We start from the raw sequence: 17,903 nt of genomic DNA, 5'->3' as shown, positions 1-17,903 counted from the left end.
CAGGGGGCGGGCATGACAGCCGGGGTGAGGATCTGGCTCGTGCGGCACGGCGAATCCACCTGGAACCGCGAGCGTCGCCTCCAGGGCCAGACGATGGACGTGCCGCTGACGCCCCTGGGCCGAGCGCAGGCCGTGGAGGCGGCCGCGCAATTGCCGGCGGGCGTGCGCATCATCTCCAGTGACCAGCTTCGCGCCCTCGATACCGCCGAGATCATCGCGGACCACCTGGGCGGGACGGTGGAGGTGGACGCCCGCCTCCGGGAACAGGGTCTGGGGGAACTGGAGGGGAAGCACTACGACGACTTGGCCGCAGAACCCACCCCGCCCGGCCAGCACATCACCGAGGTCCGCTGGGGCGGTGGGGAATCCGTGCAGGACGTCCATGCGCGCGTCACCGCGTTTCTCGCGGATCTCGCCACCGACGCCATCCTCGTCAGCCACGGCGACACCATCCGCATCCTGTGCGCCGCGATCGACGGATTGGGGCACCGCGACGTCGAGTGGGTCGACGTGCCTTCGGCCGCCGTCGTCGGCCCGAAGGAGTTCGCATGATCGGGCCACGCGCACTCGGGCTGCTCCTTGGCGTTGCTGCGGATGCCCTCACCGGCGACCCTCACCGCGGGCACCCCGTCGCGATCTTCGGCCAAGCAGCAGCCAAGGTGGAGGAGCACACCTACGCCGATTCCCGCGCCGCCGGCGTCGGCCACGTGGTGGCGACGGTGGGGCCCGTGGTGGCGCTCGGGGTCGCGGCGGAGCGCCTGACCAGATCCAGTTTCTGGGCTCGGGCTGCAGTCACGGCTTTGGCGACGTGGGCCGTCCTGGGCGCGGCGAGCCTGCGCCGCGAGGCGCACCTCATGGCAAACCATCTCGATGCCGACGATCTGGCCGCCGCCCGGGAGCGCGTCACCCATCTCTGCGGCCGAGACCCGAACGCCCTCGACCCTGCGGAGTTGGCCCGGGCCACCGTCGAATCCGTGGCGGAGAACACGGCCGACGCCGCGGTGGCGTCGCTGTTCTGGGGCGCGATCGCTGGCGTGCCGGGGCTGCTGGCGCACCGCGCCGTCAACACGCTCGACGCGATGGTGGGCAGCCGCAGCCCGCGCTACGAGAACTTCGGGTGGGCCTCGGCGCGGCTCGACGATCTGCTCTGCCTGGCCCCGGCCAGGTTCACCGGCGCGCTCGCCTGCACCGCCGCTCCGCTGGTGGGAGGGGACGCCCGGCGGGCGTGGCGGATCATGCTGCGCGATGCGCGCAACCACCCCAGCCCCAACGGCGGCTGGTGCGAATCTGCGTTCGCCGGCGCGCTCGGCGTGCAGCTGGGCGGCACCAACGTCTACGCCGGGCGGGTGGAGGAGCGGGGCCTGCTGGGTGACGGCCCCCGGCCGGGTGCCGAGCACGCCCGGAAGGCGGGCACCTTGAGCGCGGTTGTCGTCGCCGCAACGGCCGCCCTGGCCGTACTCGTGAGGAGGAAGCGGTGACCGGAATCCTGATTGCCGGAACGTCGTCGGATGCGGGCAAATCCCTCGTGGTGACGGGCCTGTGCCGCGCCGCCCGGCGCCGCGGCATCGACGTGGCGCCCTTCAAGGCCCAGAACATGAGCAACAACTCGATGGTGGTCGAGGGCGGCGAGATTGGCCGGGCCCAGTACCTGCAGGCGCAGGCGGCGCTGGTCACGCCCTCAACCGCCATGAACCCCGTGCTTCTGAAGCCCGGCAGCGAACGCACCAGCCACGTGATCCTGCGCGGCCAGCCTGCTGGCGAGCTCAGGTCTGGGCAGTACACCACGGATCGGGCCCATCTGGCGCAGGCCGCGCACGCGGCCTATCGCGAGTTGGCCGAGACGCACGAGTTGGTGATCTGCGAGGGCGCCGGGTCGCCCGCGGAGATCAACCTGCGTCGGGGCGACTACACGAACATGGGCCTGGCTACGGCATTCGACCTGCCAGTGGTGCTGGTGGGCGACATCGACCGGGGCGGCGTACTCGCCTCCCTCTACGGCACCTGGGCCCTCCTCGATGGCGCGGACCGCGCATTGCTGGCTGGTTACGTCATCAACAAGTTCCGCGGCGACGCCCACATCCTCACTCCCGGCCTCGACGAGATCACCCGCCGCACGGGCATGCCCAGCTTTGGGGTGCTGCCGTGGCTCGACGGCGTCTGGCTCGACGGCGAGGACACCCTCGAGGTGGGCCGCTGGCGCACCCGCGCCGCCGCGCCCGAGGCGTCGCTGAGGGTGGCCGTCATCCGCTTCCCGCGCATCTCGAATGCCACCGACGTGGACGCGCTGGCCTCGGAGCCGGGCGTCGACGTCGTCGTGACCACCAACCCACGGGTGGCGCACGACGCCGACGTGCTCGTGCTGCCCGGATCGCGGGCCACCGTCTCCGATCTCGCCTGGCTGCGCGACCGCGGCCTCGCCGATGTCGTGGCCGAGCGTCACCGCGACGGCCGCACCACCGTCGGTATCTGTGGGGGCTATCAGATGCTCGGCGGCGAGATCGCCGACGGCGTGGAGGGCGAGAGCGCCCGTGGACTTTCAATCCTCGGCCACCGCACCGACTTCCGCGCAGAGAAGACCCTCTCGCGCCCCACCGGGCAGTGGCGCGGGCACCCGGTCACCACCGGCTACGAGATCCACCACGGGGTCGCCTCCGTTGGCAGCACCGACGAGCCGTTCCTCGACGGCACCCGCCGCGGCAACACCTGGGGAACCATGTGGCACGGCGCCTTCGAATCCGATGACTTCCGCCGCGCATGGCTGGCGGAGGCCGCCCGTGCGGCCGGCTCAACGTGGCAGCCCAGGCCGGATGCGCCGGGATTCGCCGACGCCCGCGAGGCCATGATCGACACCCTCGCCGCCGCGATGGAGCAGCACCTCAACCTCGACCAGCTCCTGGCGCTCGCCATGAGCCCCAACCCAAGGAGACCCCAGTGACCGTCAAGAAACGCCTTGTGGGAGTGGGGGTGGGCCCGGGCGACCCCGAGCTCGTCACCCTCCGCGCGGCCCGCATCCTCGCGGAGGCCGACGTGGTGGTGTGCCCCGACGCGAAGCTCGGCCGCGCCGAGACCATCGTGCGGGAGGTGGCCCCGCAGGCCGAGATCCTGCGCATCGAGTTCTCCATGAGCCGGGATCTTGGCGAGCGGGAAAAGAGCCGCCGCGAGGCCGCGGAGGCGGTGGCGCAGCGGTTCGCCAGCGGCGCCCAGCTGATCGCGTTCGCCACCATCGGGGATCCCAACGTGTACTCCACCTTCTCCTACGTCGCCGAGTTCATGCCCGTCGGCGTCGCGTCCGAGACCGTCCCCGGCATCACCGCCATGCAGCTCTTCGCGGCCGAACAGAACCGGCCGCTGGTGTTGGGCGACGAGATCCTCGCTCTGGCGCCCGCCACCGCGGGCGCCGATCGGCTGCGGGAGGCGCGCGAGGCCGCGGACGTCGTCGTGGTCTACAAGGCGGGGCGCCAGGTCCAGATGGTGGCGGAGGTCTTCGCGGGCCATGACCTCGCCGTCGGATCCAACCTCGGCACGGAGGATTCCCGGATCAGCACGGACCCATCCCAGAGCGGGCAGCTCGGCTACTTCTCCACCGTCCTGGCCCGGAGAAAGCCATGAGCGGCCGCTACGTGTTCGTGGGCGCGGGCCCGGGCGCGCCGGATCTGATCACGGTGCGCGGCGCCCGGATCATCGAGCAGGCTGACATCATCATCTGGGCGTCCTCGCTGGTGCATCCGGATCTCATCGCCAACCGACGCGCGGACGCCCTGGTGATCGACTCGGCCTCCGCCTCCCTCGAGGACCTGCAGCCGCATCTGGAGCGCGCCCGGGACGAGGGCCTCCTCGTCGCCCGGATCCACACCGGCGACCCGGCGCTCTACGGCGCGACCGCAGAACAGCGGGACCTGTGCCGCAGGATTGGGCTGCCCTATGAGTCATTGCCTGGCGTCTCCGCGTTCTCGGCCGCTGCCGCGCGCACGGACATGGAGTTGACCCGGCCGGAGGTGGCCCAGTCGCTGGTGATCACGCGCCTCGAGGGCGGCCGCACACCCATGCCCGAGCGGGAGACCGTCCGCGGCTTCGCGCAGCACGGCACCACCATGGCGCTGTACCTCTCCGCCGCCCGCAACAAGGCGCTCCAGGACGAATTGCTCGCGGGCGGATATCCGCCCACCACCCCCTGCATCGTCGGATACCAGGTCACCTGGCCCGACGAGTTGATCCTGCGCTGCGAGCTGCAACACCTCTCCGAGACGATGAAGGAGCACAAGCTCTGGAAGCACACCATCGTCCTGGTGGGGCCGGCGCTCACGGATGAGCCGGTCGAGTACCGCAGCCACCTCTACCACCCCGGCTTCCGCCACGAATACCGAGCGGCAGACCCCGAGGCGCAGGCCGAACTGCGCACGCACGGGGCCGTCGCCACCAGGAAGGACGACGAATGATCACCCTCTTTGGCCTGCTGGGGCTTCCATCCCCAGAGCTGCGGGCCGCAGTGGCCACCGCAGATCTGGTGGTTGCCTCCGCCAGACACCTGGCCGTGCTGGATGCGCCGGAGGAGCGCACGTTCCATCTGCGGGGGGTGAGCGCCGCCGTCGACGCCATCCGCTCGCAGCCGGCGGATGACACCGTGGTGGTCGTCGCCAGCGGGGATCCGCTGTTCTACGGCATCGGCGCGCGGCTGCGCAGGGAGGGCTTCACGTTCACCACCGTGACGGCGCCCTCCTCCGTCGCGGCGGCCTTCGCCGCCGTCAGCCTCCCGTGGGACGACGCGAAGGTGGTCACCGCGCACGGCCGAGACCCGGGGGTCGCCTTGGCCGCCGTCCGTCGTCACCCGAAGGTCGCCGTCCTGACTAGCGGAGCTGCCTCTGCGGCTGACCTGGCGCGCGAGCTTGAGGGCTTGGACCGCTGGGTGGTCATCGCTGAGAAGTTGGGCGAGCCGGAGGAGCGCGTGCGCGTCGTGCCGCTGGCCGAGGCCGCCACGCTCGACGACATCGCCGAGCCCCACGTCGCGATCTTCCTCTCCGCGCACCCCGACGAGGTGGCTCAGGACGGCCCGCCGGCTGAAGCAGGGGAGCCCGTGGTGGGGCAGATCACCAACTCCAAGGCGGCTCGTCGCCATGCCGATGCCATCGACAGGGCGCTGGGCATCAGGTCGCGGCGCTACGACGGGGTCGCCTCCGAGGGCCTGCCGCGCGCGTGGGGCGAATGCGATCTGATCGTCTCCCACCTCGCCACCGGCGCCACCATCCGGCTCATCGCCGGGTTGCTGCAAGACAAGGCGCATGACCCCGGTGTGGTGGTGGTGGACGAGGCGGGCCGGTTCGCGGTGCCCATCGTCGGCGGCCACGCCGGCGGCGCCAACGACCTCGCCCGCCGCATCGGTGACGCATTGGGCGCCACGCCCGTGCTCACCACGGCCACCGACGCCCTGAACCTCCCGGCGCTCGACACGCTGGGCTGGCCCTACCACGGCGACGTGGCCGCGGTGACGCAGGCGATCATCGACGAGGCCCCCGTCGCTCTGATCAAGGAACGCCCCTGGCCGCTGCCGGCGCTGCCTGGCAACGTGACGGCGGAGGCCGAGAATCCGGTGGCCCGCATCGTCGTATCGCAGCGCGCAGCCGAAGCGGTGATCGCGGAATCCTCCGTGCCCACGGTGGTGCTGAACCCGCCCAGCCTCGTGGTGGGGATGGGTTGCAACTCCGGCACCTCCCGGGAGCATCTCGAGGCTCTGCTCCACGAGACGCTCGACGGCGCGGGCCTGGCGCACGACAGCGTGACCGCCGTCGTCACGCACGATGTGAAGGCCGGTGAACTGGGTTTGGTGCAGTTGGTGGCCAAGCTGGGCGTGCCGCTCACGACCTACCCGCCCGAGGAGCTCGCGAGCTTCGAGGTGCCGACGCCGAGCCGCACCGTCGAGAGTCACGTGGGTACGCCCAGTGTGTCGGAGGCGGCGGTCATGGCGAGGGGCGCCCAGTTGATCGTGCCCAAGCAGCGCAGCACTGACGCCACGTGCGCCGTCGGCGAGCTCCCCGCCCGGGGCAAGCTGTCAGTGGTGGGCATCGGGCCCGGGGCCCGCGATCTGCTCACCCCGCGTGCCGTGCGCGCGGTGCGTGAGGCCACCTTCCTGATTGGTTATGGCCCGTACGTCCGCCAGGTGCGCGACCTCGCCCGGCCAGGCTGCGACATCGCCGCCAAGAAGATGGGCACCGAGGAGGCGCGCACCGCCGAGGCGATCGAGCGGGCCCGCGGCGGCGAGAACGTCGTGCTGGTGTGTTCTGGCGACCCGTCGATCTACGCCATGGCCTCGCCTACGCTGGAGCAGGGCACGATGGGCATCGACGTCGAGATGGTGCCCGGCATCACCGCCTCGCTTGCTGCGTCGAGCATCCTGGGAGCGGCGCTGGGTCACGACCATGCGACCATCTCGCTCTCGGATCTTCACACCCAGTGGGAGGCCATCGAGCAGCGCCTGCAGGCCGCCGCGGAGGGTGACTTCGTCGTTGCGCTCTACAACCCGCGCTCCAAGAAGCGCCGCGCCCACCTGCCGCGGGCGCTCGAGATCCTGGGTGCGCATCGCCCGCCGAGCACGCCCGTTGCCGTGGTGCGGCAGGCGGAACGGCCGCAGCAGAAGGCCACCTTGTCGACCTTGGCGGAGTTCTCGCCGGAGATGGTGGACATGAACTCCATCGTCATCGTCGGCTCCAGCCGCAGCAGGTACGTCGCCTCGGGCGGCGGGGAGCTGCGCTTCATCACACCCCGCGACTATGCGTGGCTGGGTGACGGCACGGGCGGCGATGGACGTGGCCCCGAAGGAACCATCACGGAGGAGACCCTATGAACGCCCCATTGATCATCAGCGCCCACGGAACCCGCGACGCGGCCGGGCAGCGGCAGACGCGCGAACTCGTCGAGGTGGTGCGCCAGCGCATCGGCGTAGTGGACGTGCATCTGGGCTTCGTCGAGATCGACGAGCCGAGCATCCCTGATGCGATCCGGCAGGCGCTCGGAGGCGGGGCTGACCGGGCCATCGTCGTGCCGCTCATGATGGGCACGGGCGCGCACGTGCGCGTCGACATCCCCGAGGCCATCGCCGAGGCCGCGGCGGAGTTTCCCGACGCGGAGCTCAGCTACGCCCGCTACCTCGGCGCCGATCCGCGCATGCTCGGCCTCTTGAGTGAGCGCATTGCGCAGGCGGCCGCGGGATGGGATCCGCGGGACGTGTCGGTGGCCTTGCTCGGCCGAGGCGCCGCCGTCGCGGAGGCGAACGCCGATCATGCCCGGCTTGCCCGCTTGATCTACGAGCGCGGCGACGTGGCCCGCGTCTGGCCGGCATGGGCTCAGGTCGCGCGCCCGGGCTTGCCGGAGGTGCTGAACGACCTAGCGGCCGTGGGCGGCGAGAACCCGAAGATCGTGGTGGCGGGCAACCTGCTCTTCGAGGGGAGGCTCTCGACGTGGATGCGCCAACAGGTGGCCGCGTGGCAGGAGCGGCACCCTGAGGTCGAGGTGCGGGTCGCGGACGTGATCGGGCCCGTCGAGAGGTTGGCGGATGTGGTGATCGACAGGTATCGAGAGGCGCTGGGGGAGTCGCCTGCGGCTGAGGGGTCGCCTGCCTACCTGGCTGGCTTGATGCTGCGGAACCGGGACGTGGTGGTCGTGGGAGCGGGGCGGGTCGCGGATCGCCGCGTGCCGAAGCTGCTCGAGGCCGGGGCTCGCGTGCACCTCGTCTCCCCGACGCTCAGCGTGCAGTTGCGCCGTCGTGTGGGCGCTGGAGAGGTGACGTGGAGCGAGGCTCCGTTCACGCCAGAGGTGCTGGACGACGCCTGGTACGTGTTGGCCGCGACGAACGATCCGCAGGTCAACGCGGAGGTCGCGGCCGAATGCGAGCGGCGGAGGATCTTCTGCGTTCGAGCGGATGATGCCCGCGGCGGCACGTCCTGGACGCCCGCGACCGAACGGCTGGCTGGCCTCACCGTCGGCGTGCTGGGGCAGCGCGACCCGCGGTTGTCTGCCCGCGTGCGCGACGCTGTCGTGGCGGAGTTACTGGGCGGCTGACGTGGATTGCCTCGCCGGTCAGAGGCCGACGAGGCGGGCCAGCGCGGCTGCGACGGCGCCGATCACGACCACCGCGAGGTACGGGGCCTTCAGCCGAAGTGCGATGGCGGCCGCCAGCAGCGCGACCACGCGGGCGTCGAGGCGAAGCTCCTGGCCGTCGACGAACGTGGTCACCGCCACGAGGCTGGCCAGGAGGCCGACCGTGACGCCCTGGCTGAGCGGGAGCACCCACTCGTTCTCCAGCCACTTCTCCGGCAGGAGGTAACCCACGAACTTCGTGCCGAACGCGATGGCGCAGGAGATCAGGATCCAGATCCAGAGGGTCATCGGGCCTCCTTGCGGCGCTGGGCGAAGGTGATGAGGACGGAGACGACGGCGGCGAGGATGATCGGGATGCCGGGCGGTACGAAGGGGACGACGAGGACGGTCACCAAGGCTGCGACCACGGCGATCACGATGGGGTCCTTCGCCTTCAACCGCGTCCAAAGCAGGCCGAGGAACGCGGCGACTGCGGCGCCGTCGAGGCCCCAGGCCTTGGGGTCGCCGAGTGCGTTGCCGGCCAGCGCGCCCACCACGGTGAACAGGTTCCAGAGCACGAAGACCGCCAGGCCTGCGGTCCAGAAGCCGCGCTTCTCCTCGGCCGGATCCTCCGAGGCGGAGGCGACGGCGATGGACTCGTCGATCGTGACATGCGCGGCCAGGACCTTGCGCCAGCCGTGGGGCCGGAGCAGGGCGTTGGCCGTGACGCCGTAGATGGCGTTGCGCACGCCCACCAATGAGGCCGCGGCCGCCGCTGCGCCCAATGCTCCACCGCCGCCCACCACGCCGATGAACGCGAACTGCGAGCCGCCGGTGAACATCAACAGGCTGAGTGCCCACGCCTGCCAGACGTTGAGACCCGCAACGACGGCGAGGCCCCGAACGAGATCCCGTACAGCCCGGTGGCCAGGCCAACGGACAGCCCGCGCTTCTGCGCGGGGGTCAGCACACGGGAACGTCCGGCGGACCCTCGGCGTTCGTTGGGCCGCACGTGCACGGGGCGCTTCACTCGTACTGCTCGGCGAGTTCGACGACGGGGAGGCGCATCGTGAAGCGGGCGCCGCCGTCGGGGTCGTTGCTGGCCTTCACGCTACCGCCGTGCGCGTCGACCGTGTGGGCCACGATCGACAGGCCCAGACCCGTGCCGGGGGTGTTGCGTGCCTTGTCAGAGCGGTAGAAGCGGTCGAAGATGTTGGGCAGGTCGTCCTCTTCGATGCCGGGGCCTTGGTCGATGATGGTGAGCGTGCCGTCCATCAGGAACACCCGGATGGTGCCGTTGGACGGGGAGAACTTCACCGCGTTGTCCAGCAGGTTGGTGATGGCGCGCTCGAGCGTGGAGGCGTCCCCCATCACCGGGGTGGACTCCAGGGCGACGTCGAAGTGGATGCCGGGGCCGCGACGGGTCGCGCGTGCCAGCGCCGATTCGGTGACCTCCGCCATGTCGAGCAGTTCGTGCGGGCGCTGCAGGTGGTCGTCTCGGGTGAGAGCGACGAGGTCGCCCACCAGCGCCGAGAACTCTCCCAGTTGGGCTGCGACATCGCCCAGCACCTCGGAGCGCGCACCCTCGGGCAGCATGCCGGACTTGTCATCCGCCAACAGCAACTCGACGTTGGTGCGCATCGAGGTGAGCGGCGTGCGTAGCTCGTGGCCTGCGTCGGCGATGAGCTGGCGCTGCTGCTCCCGCGACTGCTGCAGGGAGCGCAGCATCGTGTTGAACGACTTGGTGAGCTCGCCCAGATCATCGCGGCCGTAGATGCGGATGGGGTTGAGCTGGTCCGTCTGCGTGACGGACTTCACCGCGCGCGAGAGACGGCGCACCGGCGCGAGTACAGTCTGCGCCGCCCACAGGGCCGCGGCCATCGTCGTCACGATGCCGAGCATGCCCGCCACCAGCAGCACGATCCACAGCGACCCCAGGGTGGCAGCCAAGGGATCGAGGGGCCGGGCGTACATCACGGCGTAGTGCTCGTCGTCGACCCGCAGCGGCACAGAGACCAGGCGGTAGGTCATCCCGTCGAACTCCACGCTGCGCGCAGACGAACCGACGCTCAGCCGTGCCACCGCGATCTCCTCGGGACCGGCCGTCAGGGTCTCGCTCTGCCCGGAGACCTGATTGATGGTGCCCCTGGCCGAGACCACGCCCAGCAGCCCGCCGGAGGAACCCAACGCGTCAGGGGAGAGGCCGCCCAGGTTGGCGACGTTCAACGACACCGTGCTCGAAGCATTCTGCGCCACCTGCACCAACTCGCGGTCCATCTGATCCAGCAGCGACCAACGGGTGGTGACGTACGAGGCGGCGCCCACGACGAGAACCGACGCCGCAACGGAGATGCCGGTCAGCAGCGCCAGCCGCCACTGGAGCGACTGACCGCTGACGAGACGCCCGATACCGCGTCGGAGCCGGATCCACCAGCTTCCGATCACGGGGGAGTTTCACGCAGGACGTAGCCGATGCCGCGCACAGTGTGGATGAGGCGGGACCTCCCGCCCGTCTCCGTCTTGCGGCGGAGGTAACCGATGTAGACCTCGAGCGAGTTCGCCGTCGTGGGGAACTCGAAGCCCCACACCTCGTTGAGCAGCGTGTTGCGCTCCATCACGCGGCGCGGGTTCTCCATGAACACCTGCAGCAGCGCGAACTCGGTGCGCGTCAACGAGATGTGCTGACCGTCGCGGGTGACCTCGCGGTGCTGGGTGTCGAGCGTCACGTCCTGGAACGTCAACACCTTCGATTCGGATTCCGCTGCCGGCTTGGAGCGACGCGTCAACGCGCGCAACCGGGCAAGCAGCTCGTCGAGCGCGAACGGCTTGACCATGTAATCGTCAGCGCCTGCGTCGAGCCCGTCCACGCGGTCTCCGACGGCGTCGCGCGCCGTGAGGATGAGGATGGGGATGTCGTTGCCGCCCTGGCGCAGCATGCGGGTGGTCTCCAGCCCGTCGAGCCGAGGCATCATCACGTCCATGATGATCGCGTCCGGCTGCCAGCTGACCAGCTTGGCGAGCGCCTCCACGCCGTCTGCGGCGGTCTGCACCTCGTCGCCCGAGTACGTCAGCGAACGGGCCAGAGAATCACGAACGGCCTGATCGTCGTCCACCACCAAGATCTGCATAGCCCTACCCTGCCACCTCTCTCCGACAACTCGACATCCTACCTGGGTCTGCGTTCCGCCACGCCGCCTGCCCGGTGACCTAGGCTGAGCCGCATGACCAGGTTGATCTTCGTCTGCTGGGGCAACATCTGCCGCTCACCGATCGCCGAACGCGTCGCCCGCCGCATGGCCGACGAGCGGGGACTGGATCTCGAGATCGAGAGCTTCGGCATCTCCAGCGAGGAGGCGGGCAACGGCATCGACCGTCGCGCCGTCCGCGTCCTGACCGAGGCCGGCTACGACGCCGCCAACCACCGGGCGCGCCGGATCACCGCCGAGGACCTCGACGACGCCCTCGTCGTCGCCGTCGAACCCTTCCATGTCGAACGCCTCGAGAAGCTGCTCCCGACGGCGAACGTGCACCTGCTCAACGACTTCAACCCCGACAAGCCCAAGGGTGAGAGCCTCATCGACCCCTGGTACGGGGACCAGGACGGCTTCTACGACACGCTCGCCGACGTCGAGGCCGCGATGCCGGCCATCCTCGACGCCGCCGTCTCCCCTGGTTGAGCACCCGCCGCTCGTTTATCTCTACCGAATCGGGGGGGCGATGTGGATAATCCACATCGACCCCCCGATTCGTAGAGATGATTGCGGGGGCCCTTCGTCGTGACGCGGTCCTCGCAAGCTCGGACGCGCCACGCTCAGGGGCCGGTACGGCTGGACGCGCCATGCTCAGGGGCCGTTGCTGCGCGTATTCTGAGGGCTTCCCCTTCGCGAAAGGCGACCCCCATGAGCCTGCTCGGCCGCTCCTTCCTCAAGGAACTCGACTTCACGCCCGACGAATGGCAGCACCTGCTGCAGCTCTCCGCGGACCTGAAGGCGGCCCGACGCGAAGGCCGGGAGGAGCAGCTGCTCCGAGGCAAGCAGGTGGCCCTCCTCTTCGAGAAGACCTCCACCCGCACCCGCTGCGCGTTCGAGGTGGCGATGGCGGACCAGGGTGGTACCACCACCTACCTGGATCCCGCCGGGTCGCAGATCGGGCACAAGGAATCCGCCGCCGACACCGCCCGCGTGCTGGGCCGCTGGTACGACGGTATCGAGTACCGCGGCTCCGCCCAGGCCGCCGTCGAAACCCTCGCGGAGCACGCCGGCGTCCCGGTCTACAACGGCCTCACCGACGACTGGCACCCCACCCAGATGCTCGCCGATCAGCTCACCATGCTCGAACACTCCCGCAAACCGCTCCACGAGATCACGTTCGCGTTCCTCGGCGACGCCCGCAACAACGTGGGCAACTCCCTGCTGATCAGCGGCGCGATGATGGGCATGGACGTGCGCATGATCGCACCCGCGCAGCAGCAGAACGCCGACGACGTGGTGACCCAGGCCCGGCGCCTGGCCGAGACCACGGGTGCCCGCGTCACGGTCACCGACGACACCTCCGCCGTCGAGGGCTGCGACTTCCTCTACACCGACGTGTGGGTCTCCCTCGGCGAGCCCAAGGAGGTGTGGGCCGAACGCATCGAACTCCTGCGTGGCTACCAGGTCAACGCCGAGCTCATGGCACAGGCGGGCCCCCAGGCGAAGTTCATGCACTGCCTGCCCGCCTTCCACGACCTCAACACGACGGTGGGGCAGAGCCTGTTCGACCAGTTCGGCCTCGAGGGCGTTGAGGTGACCGACGAGGTCTTCGAGTCGAGCGCCAGCATCGTCTTCGACCAGGCTGAGAACCGGATGCACACCATCAAGGCCGTCCTCGTCGCCACCCTGGCCGCTGGTTGAGCCCGCGAGCGCAGCGAGCGGTGTCGAAACCCCGTGAGATTGGGCACAGGCCGCTGCCAGGCTTGGCGGTTTCGACACTGTCGCGCAGAGCGCGCCAGGCTCAACCAACGAAGGGGCCCCGGAGCGATTGCTCCGGGGCCCCGCCTGTTTCAGGTGATGATCACTTGGTGTAGTCGCCGAACATCACGATGTTGTTGAACACCCACTCGTTGTTCTGCGAGAAGGTGTAGCCGCCCTCGGGCTTGGCGGTGGCCTTGTAGACCGTCACCATCGCGTAGGTGCGGCAGCCGTCGCCACCGGTGCGAGCGGTGTCGCACTCGGTCATCCACTGACGCTTGTCCGTCTCTGCAGTCCACTCGCCGTTGTTGGCCAGCGGGTTGTTGCCCCACTCGGCGCGGGTCATGAACGGCAGGTAGGTCAGGTTGTTGAAGGCCCAACCGGTCTCACGGACGAACTGGCCGTTCTCGATCTTGACCACGGTGGCCCAGATGTCGGTGCGGCAGCGCTCGGTCTGCGAGTAGGCCTCGCAGGCGGTCTTCCACTGGCGACCGTTGAGGGTGTGCTCCCCGGCCAGGGCGTAGGGAGCGGTGCGCTCGAACTTCTTCGGCTCGGGCTCCGGCGCGGGGTCTTCCTTGAGCTCGACGGTCACCGGGACGGTGATCTCGGTGCCCGACTCGAGGACGACGAACTTCAGCGTCTGTGCGCCAGCGGCGGCGGTGGTGCCGTCGGCGAGGGACACCTCGATGCTGCCCGCGCCGTCGGTGACGGTGCCGCGGCCAACCTCGAGGTCGCCCAGGTAGGCGACGATCTCGGAGTTGAACAGCTGCGGGGAGACCTTGGCGCCTTCGGCGTCGAGGAACATGTCCAGCGTCTGCGGTGCGACGCCACCCTCGAGCGGCTGCCCGAAGGTGAAGGTCAGCGACTCGCCACCCTCGGCCAGGACGTTGGCGGCGGGCAGCTTGGCGGAGACGCCGCGCTTCGAGTAGTCAGGGGCCAGGGGGCCGTCCTGCGCCTCGACCCAGGTGACCCAGGCCTCAAGATCGGCGCGGCCGGTGTCGGCGGTGTTGACGCCGTTGGCCAGCTCCCAGAAGTTGTCGCCGCCACCGATCAGGAAGGAACCGGAGCCCAGGGTGTAGAGCTTGTCGCCCTCGATCGGCTCGCCGTTGATGGAGATCGACGTGATGCGCTCGCCCTCGGGCAGCGACTCGTCGTAGGTGTAGCTCACGTTGTCGGACAGGCCGAGCGCCAGGAACGCACGCGAGGGCACCTCGCCGGCGGCGTTGCGCTGCCACTGCTGCTCGAGCACGGTCTTGAACTGGTCACCGGTGATCTGCGTGGTGAACAGCGAGTTGGCGAAGGGCAGCGTGAGGGCGGCCTCGCGGTAGGTGATGTCGCCGGCGTCGAACGAGTCGCGGGTGCCGCCGGGGTTCTGGATGCCGATGAAGTTGTCCGCGTCGGCGTTGCCGAGCACCTCGAAGAACATCTGGGCCACGAGGTTGCTCATGGGCGACTCGTGGTCGCGGGTGCCGGAGCCGCCGTTACCGGGGGTGGAGATGGCGGACTCGGCCTGGCCGATGACCCGTGTGCCCTCTTCATCGGCGTAGGCGTTGGCCGCGGTCACGATGTCAGCCACTTCGGTCAGCGCAGCGCTGGTGCCGGGGGTGGCTTTGCGCTGGTCGTGGATGGTGACGGTGGTGTCACACACGCCGCCGTTGGCGGAGTCGACGGAGAGCTCGAGCTCGGCGAGACGCTCGGAGTACTGGCCGGCCTGGATGACGGGCACGCCACCGGCGGTGGTCCAGTTGTAGACCTGATGGGTGTGGCCGTTGAAGATGGCCGAGACGCGGTCGTCGACATCGTTGTAGATGGCGGCGAAGGCCTCGGAATCCGCGGCGTTCTCGGCTGCGGTCGCGGATCCGCTGGCGGCACCCTCGTGGAAGGAGACCAGGACGACGTCGGCCTCACCGTTGGCGGGGTCGCCGTCCAGCAGTTCGCCGGTGACGCGGTTGACGGCCTCGACGGGGTCGCCGAACTCGATGTCGGTGATCTGCGACGGGTCGACCAGCGACGGGGTGTCTGCGGTGACGGCGCCCACGACGGCGATGGTCACGCCGCCCTTGTCGAAGGTCTCGTAGGACTTCAGCGGGGCGGCGACGGTGGTGGTGCCCGCCTCGTAGACATTGGCACCGAGGTAGGAGAACTCGGAGCCGGCGTCGACGCGGCCGGCGAGATCCGCCCAGCCCTTGTCGAACTCGTGGTTGCCCACGGTGCTGACGTCGAGGCCGATGGCGTTGAGGATGTCGAGGGTGGGCTTGTCGTCGGCCACCATCGACTCGAACAGCGAGGCGCCGATGTTGTCGCCGCTGCTGATCAGCAGGACCTCGTCGTCGGCCGCGCGGGCCTCCTCGACGGGCGTGAACAGCTTGGTGGCGGCGGCGATGCGGCCGTGGAAGTCGTTGAACCCGAACACCTTGACGGTGCCGGTGGGGGCTTCACACGTGCCGACGGCGGCGGAAGCCTGGTTGGTGGTGGCGAACGCGAGGCCGCTCGCAACCAGGGCGGTTGCGGCGAGCGACGCGGTCGCGCGCTTGAAGTTCTTCGTCATGTCTCTCCGATGCAGCTGGGCATTAGAACGAACCACCGTCGTGGTAGTTGTTGCCCACTCTTGGGCCAAACTGGCCGCGGGTCAAGCCGATAACCAGTTGTTAACGTTCACGTCATGACAGAGTTACCGGAAAGTCACCAGATCGGCCCGATTGTGAGGTTCCCACAAGAGTTTCGGGTCAGCTGTGGAGATGCCCTTCGGCCGAGTCACACGCATTCCTGGCTACGCTTGCGTAAGTTACGGTTACGTAGGTCGGCGGAAGGAGGCTGCGTTGCGAGGGCAGAGCCACGACATGGTGCAGCTGCTCACACCGGATGGGCAGCGCGTCGAGAACCCTGATTTCGAGTTCAGCGGCACCGACGAGGACCTCAAGGGGTACCTCCGCGACATGATCCTCGCCCGCCGCTTCGACGCAGAGGCCACCGCCCTGCAACGCCACGGCGAGCTCGGCCTCTGGCCGCCGTCGCTCGGCCAGGAGGCCGCCCAGGTGGGCTCGGCCCACGCGGTGCGCGACGTGGACGTCGTCTTCCCCAGCTACCGCGAGCACGCCGTCGCCCTGGTGATGGGCGTGCCCCTCACGAACTTCCTGGGCCTCTTCCGCGGCACGGACGGCGGCAACTGGGACAACCTGGAGAAGTTCAAGAACTACCAGATCGTCATCGGCTGCCAGGCCCTGCACGCCACCGGCTATGCCATGGGCCTGCAGTTCGACGGCGTGGTGGGCCCCGACGCGGAGGATCCGGCCGCGGTGATCGTCTACCACGGCGACGGCGCCGCCAGCCAGGGCGACGTCAACGAGGCCTACGTCTTCGCCGCCTCCTACAACGCCCCCGTGGTGTTCTTCTGCCAGAACAACCAGTGGGCCATCTCGGAGCCCATCGCGCTGCAGAGCCGGATCCCGCTGTTCGAGCGGGCGAGGGGCTTCGGCTTCCCCGGCGTGCAGGTCGACGGCAACGACGTGCTTGCCGTCAAGACGGTCACCGACTGGGCGATGGACCGCGCCCGGAACGGCGAGGGGCCCACGTTCATCGAGGCCTTCACGTATCGGATGGGCGCCCACACCACCTCCGACGACCCCAGCAAGTACCGCGCCTCAGCCGATGAGGAGGAGTGGCGCGGGCGGGATCCCATCTCGCGCCTGACCACCTACCTGATCAACGAGGGCGCCATCGACGACGACTGGCTCGCCCAGGTTGACGCCGACGCCAAGCAACTCGGCGTCGACTTGCGCGCCTCCATCTCCACCCTGGAATCGGTGACGATGGACCGCCTGTTCGAGACCGTCTACGCGGAGCCCTCCGTCGCGCTCGAATCGCAGCGCCGCGAATACAACGAGTACGCCGCGGCAGGGGAGGACGCATGACCGAAACCCTCACGATGGCCAAGGCCCTCAACCGGGGCCTGCGTCGCGCGCTGCAGGCCGACCCGAAGGTGCTCCTCGCGGGCGAGGACATTGGCAAGCTCGGCGGCGTGTTCCGCATCACCGAGAACCTGCAGGCGGAGTTCGGCGAGAACCGCGTCATCGACTCCCCGCTGGCCGAATCCGGCATCGTCGGCACCGCCGTCGGCCTGTGCATGCGCGGCTACCGCCCCGTCGTCGAGATGCAGTTCGACGGGTTCGTGTTCCCCGCGTTCTCGCAGATCGTCACGCAGGTGGCCAAACTGCACATGCGCACCGGCGGCCAGACGCCCATGCCCATGGTCATCCGTATCCCTTACGGCGGCGGGATCGGCGCCATCGAGCACCACTCCGAATCGCCCGAGGCGTACTTCGCGCACACCCCCGGCCTCAAGGTGGTCACCTGCGCCAACTCCAACGACGCCTACTGGATGATCCAGCAGGCCATCCAGTCCGACGACCCGGTGGTCTTCCTGGAGCCCAAGCGCCGCTACCACACCAAGTCGACGGTGAACTTCTCCGCGCGGCCCGAGCCCATGCACCAGGCGTCGATCACCCGCTACGGAACCGACGCGACCCTGCTCTGCTACGGGCCCATGGTCAAGACCTGCCTCGACGCGGCCGCCGTCGCCGCCGAGGAGGGCATGTCGCTCGAGGTGGTGGACCTGCGCACACTCAGCCCGGTGGACTGGGTGACCGTCATGAGCTCAGTGCGCCGCACGAAGCGCGCCGTCGTGGTGCACGAGGCGCCGCTGTCGTTCGGCCTGGGCGCCGAGATCGCCGCCAGGCTGCACCAGGACCTGTTCTACGTGATGGAATCGCCCGTGCTGCGGGTTGCGGGCTACGACATGCCCTACCCGCCGTCGCGCGTGGAGGAGGAGTACCTCCCGTCCGTGGACCGGGTGCTCGACGCCGTCGACCAGTCGCTGAACTACTAGGA

General features: G+C 69.5%; 16 protein-coding genes. 11 read left to right on the top strand and 5 right to left on the bottom strand.

The window, feature by feature from the left end:
• The first annotated feature begins 12 nt into the window (after positions 1 to 12).
• From BN1186_RS08890 to BN1186_RS08860, 7 genes are read left to right on the top strand one after another with little or no spacing between them, the layout of a single operon-like run.
• Entirely contained in the window at positions 13 to 552 is a 540-nt protein-coding gene (locus BN1186_RS08890; RefSeq protein ID WP_040283677.1) for a histidine phosphatase family protein, read from the top strand.
• Positions 549 to 1,478: a cobalamin biosynthesis protein gene (locus tag BN1186_RS08885; protein ID WP_040283676.1), complete on the top strand. Its 930-nt coding sequence runs from the start codon at positions 549 to 551 to the stop codon at positions 1,476 to 1,478. Before BN1186_RS08890 ends, BN1186_RS08885 begins: the two co-directional genes overlap by 4 nt.
• Positions 1,475 to 2,935, top strand: coding sequence for a cobyric acid synthase (locus BN1186_RS08880; protein ID WP_040283675.1), 1,461 nt, complete (start codon positions 1,475 to 1,477; stop codon positions 2,933 to 2,935). Before BN1186_RS08885 ends, BN1186_RS08880 begins: the two co-directional genes overlap by 4 nt.
• Positions 2,932 to 3,609 carry a precorrin-2 C(20)-methyltransferase gene (gene cobI, locus BN1186_RS08875; RefSeq protein WP_040283674.1) on the top strand — a complete coding sequence of 226 codons (678 nt, stop codon included), beginning with the start codon at positions 2,932 to 2,934 and terminating at the stop codon, positions 3,607 to 3,609. The genes BN1186_RS08880 and cobI overlap by 4 nt, the downstream gene beginning before the upstream one ends.
• On the top strand, positions 3,606 to 4,436 hold the full coding sequence (cobM, locus tag BN1186_RS08870) for a precorrin-4 C(11)-methyltransferase (RefSeq protein ID WP_040283673.1): 831 nt from the start codon (positions 3,606 to 3,608) through the stop codon (positions 4,434 to 4,436). Before cobI ends, cobM begins: the two co-directional genes overlap by 4 nt.
• Complete coding sequence (gene cobJ / locus BN1186_RS08865) at positions 4,433 to 6,835, top strand: precorrin-3B C(17)-methyltransferase (protein ID WP_052459981.1); 2,403 nt, start codon at positions 4,433 to 4,435, stop codon at positions 6,833 to 6,835. Before cobM ends, cobJ begins: the two co-directional genes overlap by 4 nt.
• Entirely contained in the window at positions 6,832 to 8,049 is a 1,218-nt protein-coding gene (locus BN1186_RS08860; protein WP_040283672.1) for a CbiX/SirB N-terminal domain-containing protein, read from the top strand. Before cobJ ends, BN1186_RS08860 begins: the two co-directional genes overlap by 4 nt.
• Positions 8,050 to 8,067: 18 nt before the next feature.
• Here BN1186_RS08860 and BN1186_RS08855 read toward each other — a convergent pair whose 3' ends face one another.
• The 4 genes from BN1186_RS08855 to BN1186_RS08840 all read right to left on the bottom strand — a co-directional run bounded on the left by BN1186_RS08855 (position 8,068) and on the right by BN1186_RS08840 (position 11,195).
• The gene (locus BN1186_RS08855; protein WP_040283671.1) at positions 8,068 to 8,376 is read right to left on the bottom strand and encodes an AzlD domain-containing protein; all 309 of its coding nucleotides are present in this window, start codon (positions 8,374 to 8,376) and stop codon (positions 8,068 to 8,070) included.
• Positions 8,373 to 8,909, bottom strand: a complete 537-nt coding sequence (locus tag BN1186_RS08850; RefSeq protein WP_052459980.1) for an AzlC family ABC transporter permease — start codon at positions 8,907 to 8,909, stop codon at positions 8,373 to 8,375. Before BN1186_RS08850 ends, BN1186_RS08855 begins: the two co-directional genes overlap by 4 nt.
• A gap of 184 nt (positions 8,910 to 9,093) precedes the next feature.
• Positions 9,094 to 10,512, bottom strand: a complete 1,419-nt coding sequence (locus BN1186_RS08845; RefSeq protein WP_040283670.1) for an ATP-binding protein — start codon at positions 10,510 to 10,512, stop codon at positions 9,094 to 9,096.
• Positions 10,509 to 11,195, bottom strand: a complete 687-nt coding sequence (locus BN1186_RS08840; RefSeq protein WP_040283669.1) for a response regulator transcription factor — start codon at positions 11,193 to 11,195, stop codon at positions 10,509 to 10,511. Before BN1186_RS08840 ends, BN1186_RS08845 begins: the two co-directional genes overlap by 4 nt.
• Positions 11,196 to 11,288: 93 nt before the next feature.
• On the opposite strand from BN1186_RS08840, the gene BN1186_RS08835 reads away from it, so the two are divergent.
• On the top strand, positions 11,289 to 11,744 hold the full coding sequence (locus tag BN1186_RS08835) for a low molecular weight protein-tyrosine-phosphatase (protein ID WP_040283668.1): 456 nt from the start codon (positions 11,289 to 11,291) through the stop codon (positions 11,742 to 11,744).
• Positions 11,745 to 11,966: 222 nt separating this feature from the next.
• Entirely contained in the window at positions 11,967 to 12,959 is a 993-nt protein-coding gene (argF, locus tag BN1186_RS08830) for an ornithine carbamoyltransferase (RefSeq protein ID WP_040283667.1), read from the top strand.
• A 160-nt stretch (positions 12,960 to 13,119) separates the two neighbouring features.
• Here the strand turns inward: argF and BN1186_RS08825 are convergent, their stop codons facing one another.
• Positions 13,120 to 15,564 carry a bifunctional metallophosphatase/5'-nucleotidase gene (locus BN1186_RS08825; RefSeq protein WP_052459979.1) on the bottom strand — a complete coding sequence of 815 codons (2,445 nt, stop codon included), beginning with the start codon at positions 15,562 to 15,564 and terminating at the stop codon, positions 13,120 to 13,122.
• Between the two features lie 271 nt (positions 15,565 to 15,835).
• Here BN1186_RS08825 and pdhA point away from each other — a divergent pair, with 271 nt between their 5' ends.
• Positions 15,836 to 16,927: a pyruvate dehydrogenase (acetyl-transferring) E1 component subunit alpha gene (pdhA, locus tag BN1186_RS08820; protein ID WP_342777358.1), complete on the top strand. Its 1,092-nt coding sequence runs from the start codon at positions 15,836 to 15,838 to the stop codon at positions 16,925 to 16,927.
• The gene (locus tag BN1186_RS08815; RefSeq protein ID WP_040283665.1) at positions 16,924 to 17,901 is read left to right on the top strand and encodes an alpha-ketoacid dehydrogenase subunit beta; all 978 of its coding nucleotides are present in this window, start codon (positions 16,924 to 16,926) and stop codon (positions 17,899 to 17,901) included. The genes pdhA and BN1186_RS08815 overlap by 4 nt, the downstream gene beginning before the upstream one ends.
• Positions 17,902 to 17,903: the final 2 nt, after the last annotated feature.

The sequence above is a fragment of the Tessaracoccus massiliensis genome, from assembly GCF_000826065.2.
Classification (GTDB): Bacteria; Actinomycetota; Actinomycetes; order Propionibacteriales; family Propionibacteriaceae; genus Arachnia; species Arachnia massiliensis_A.
This window is presented reverse-complemented; position numbering and strand designations above follow the sequence as displayed.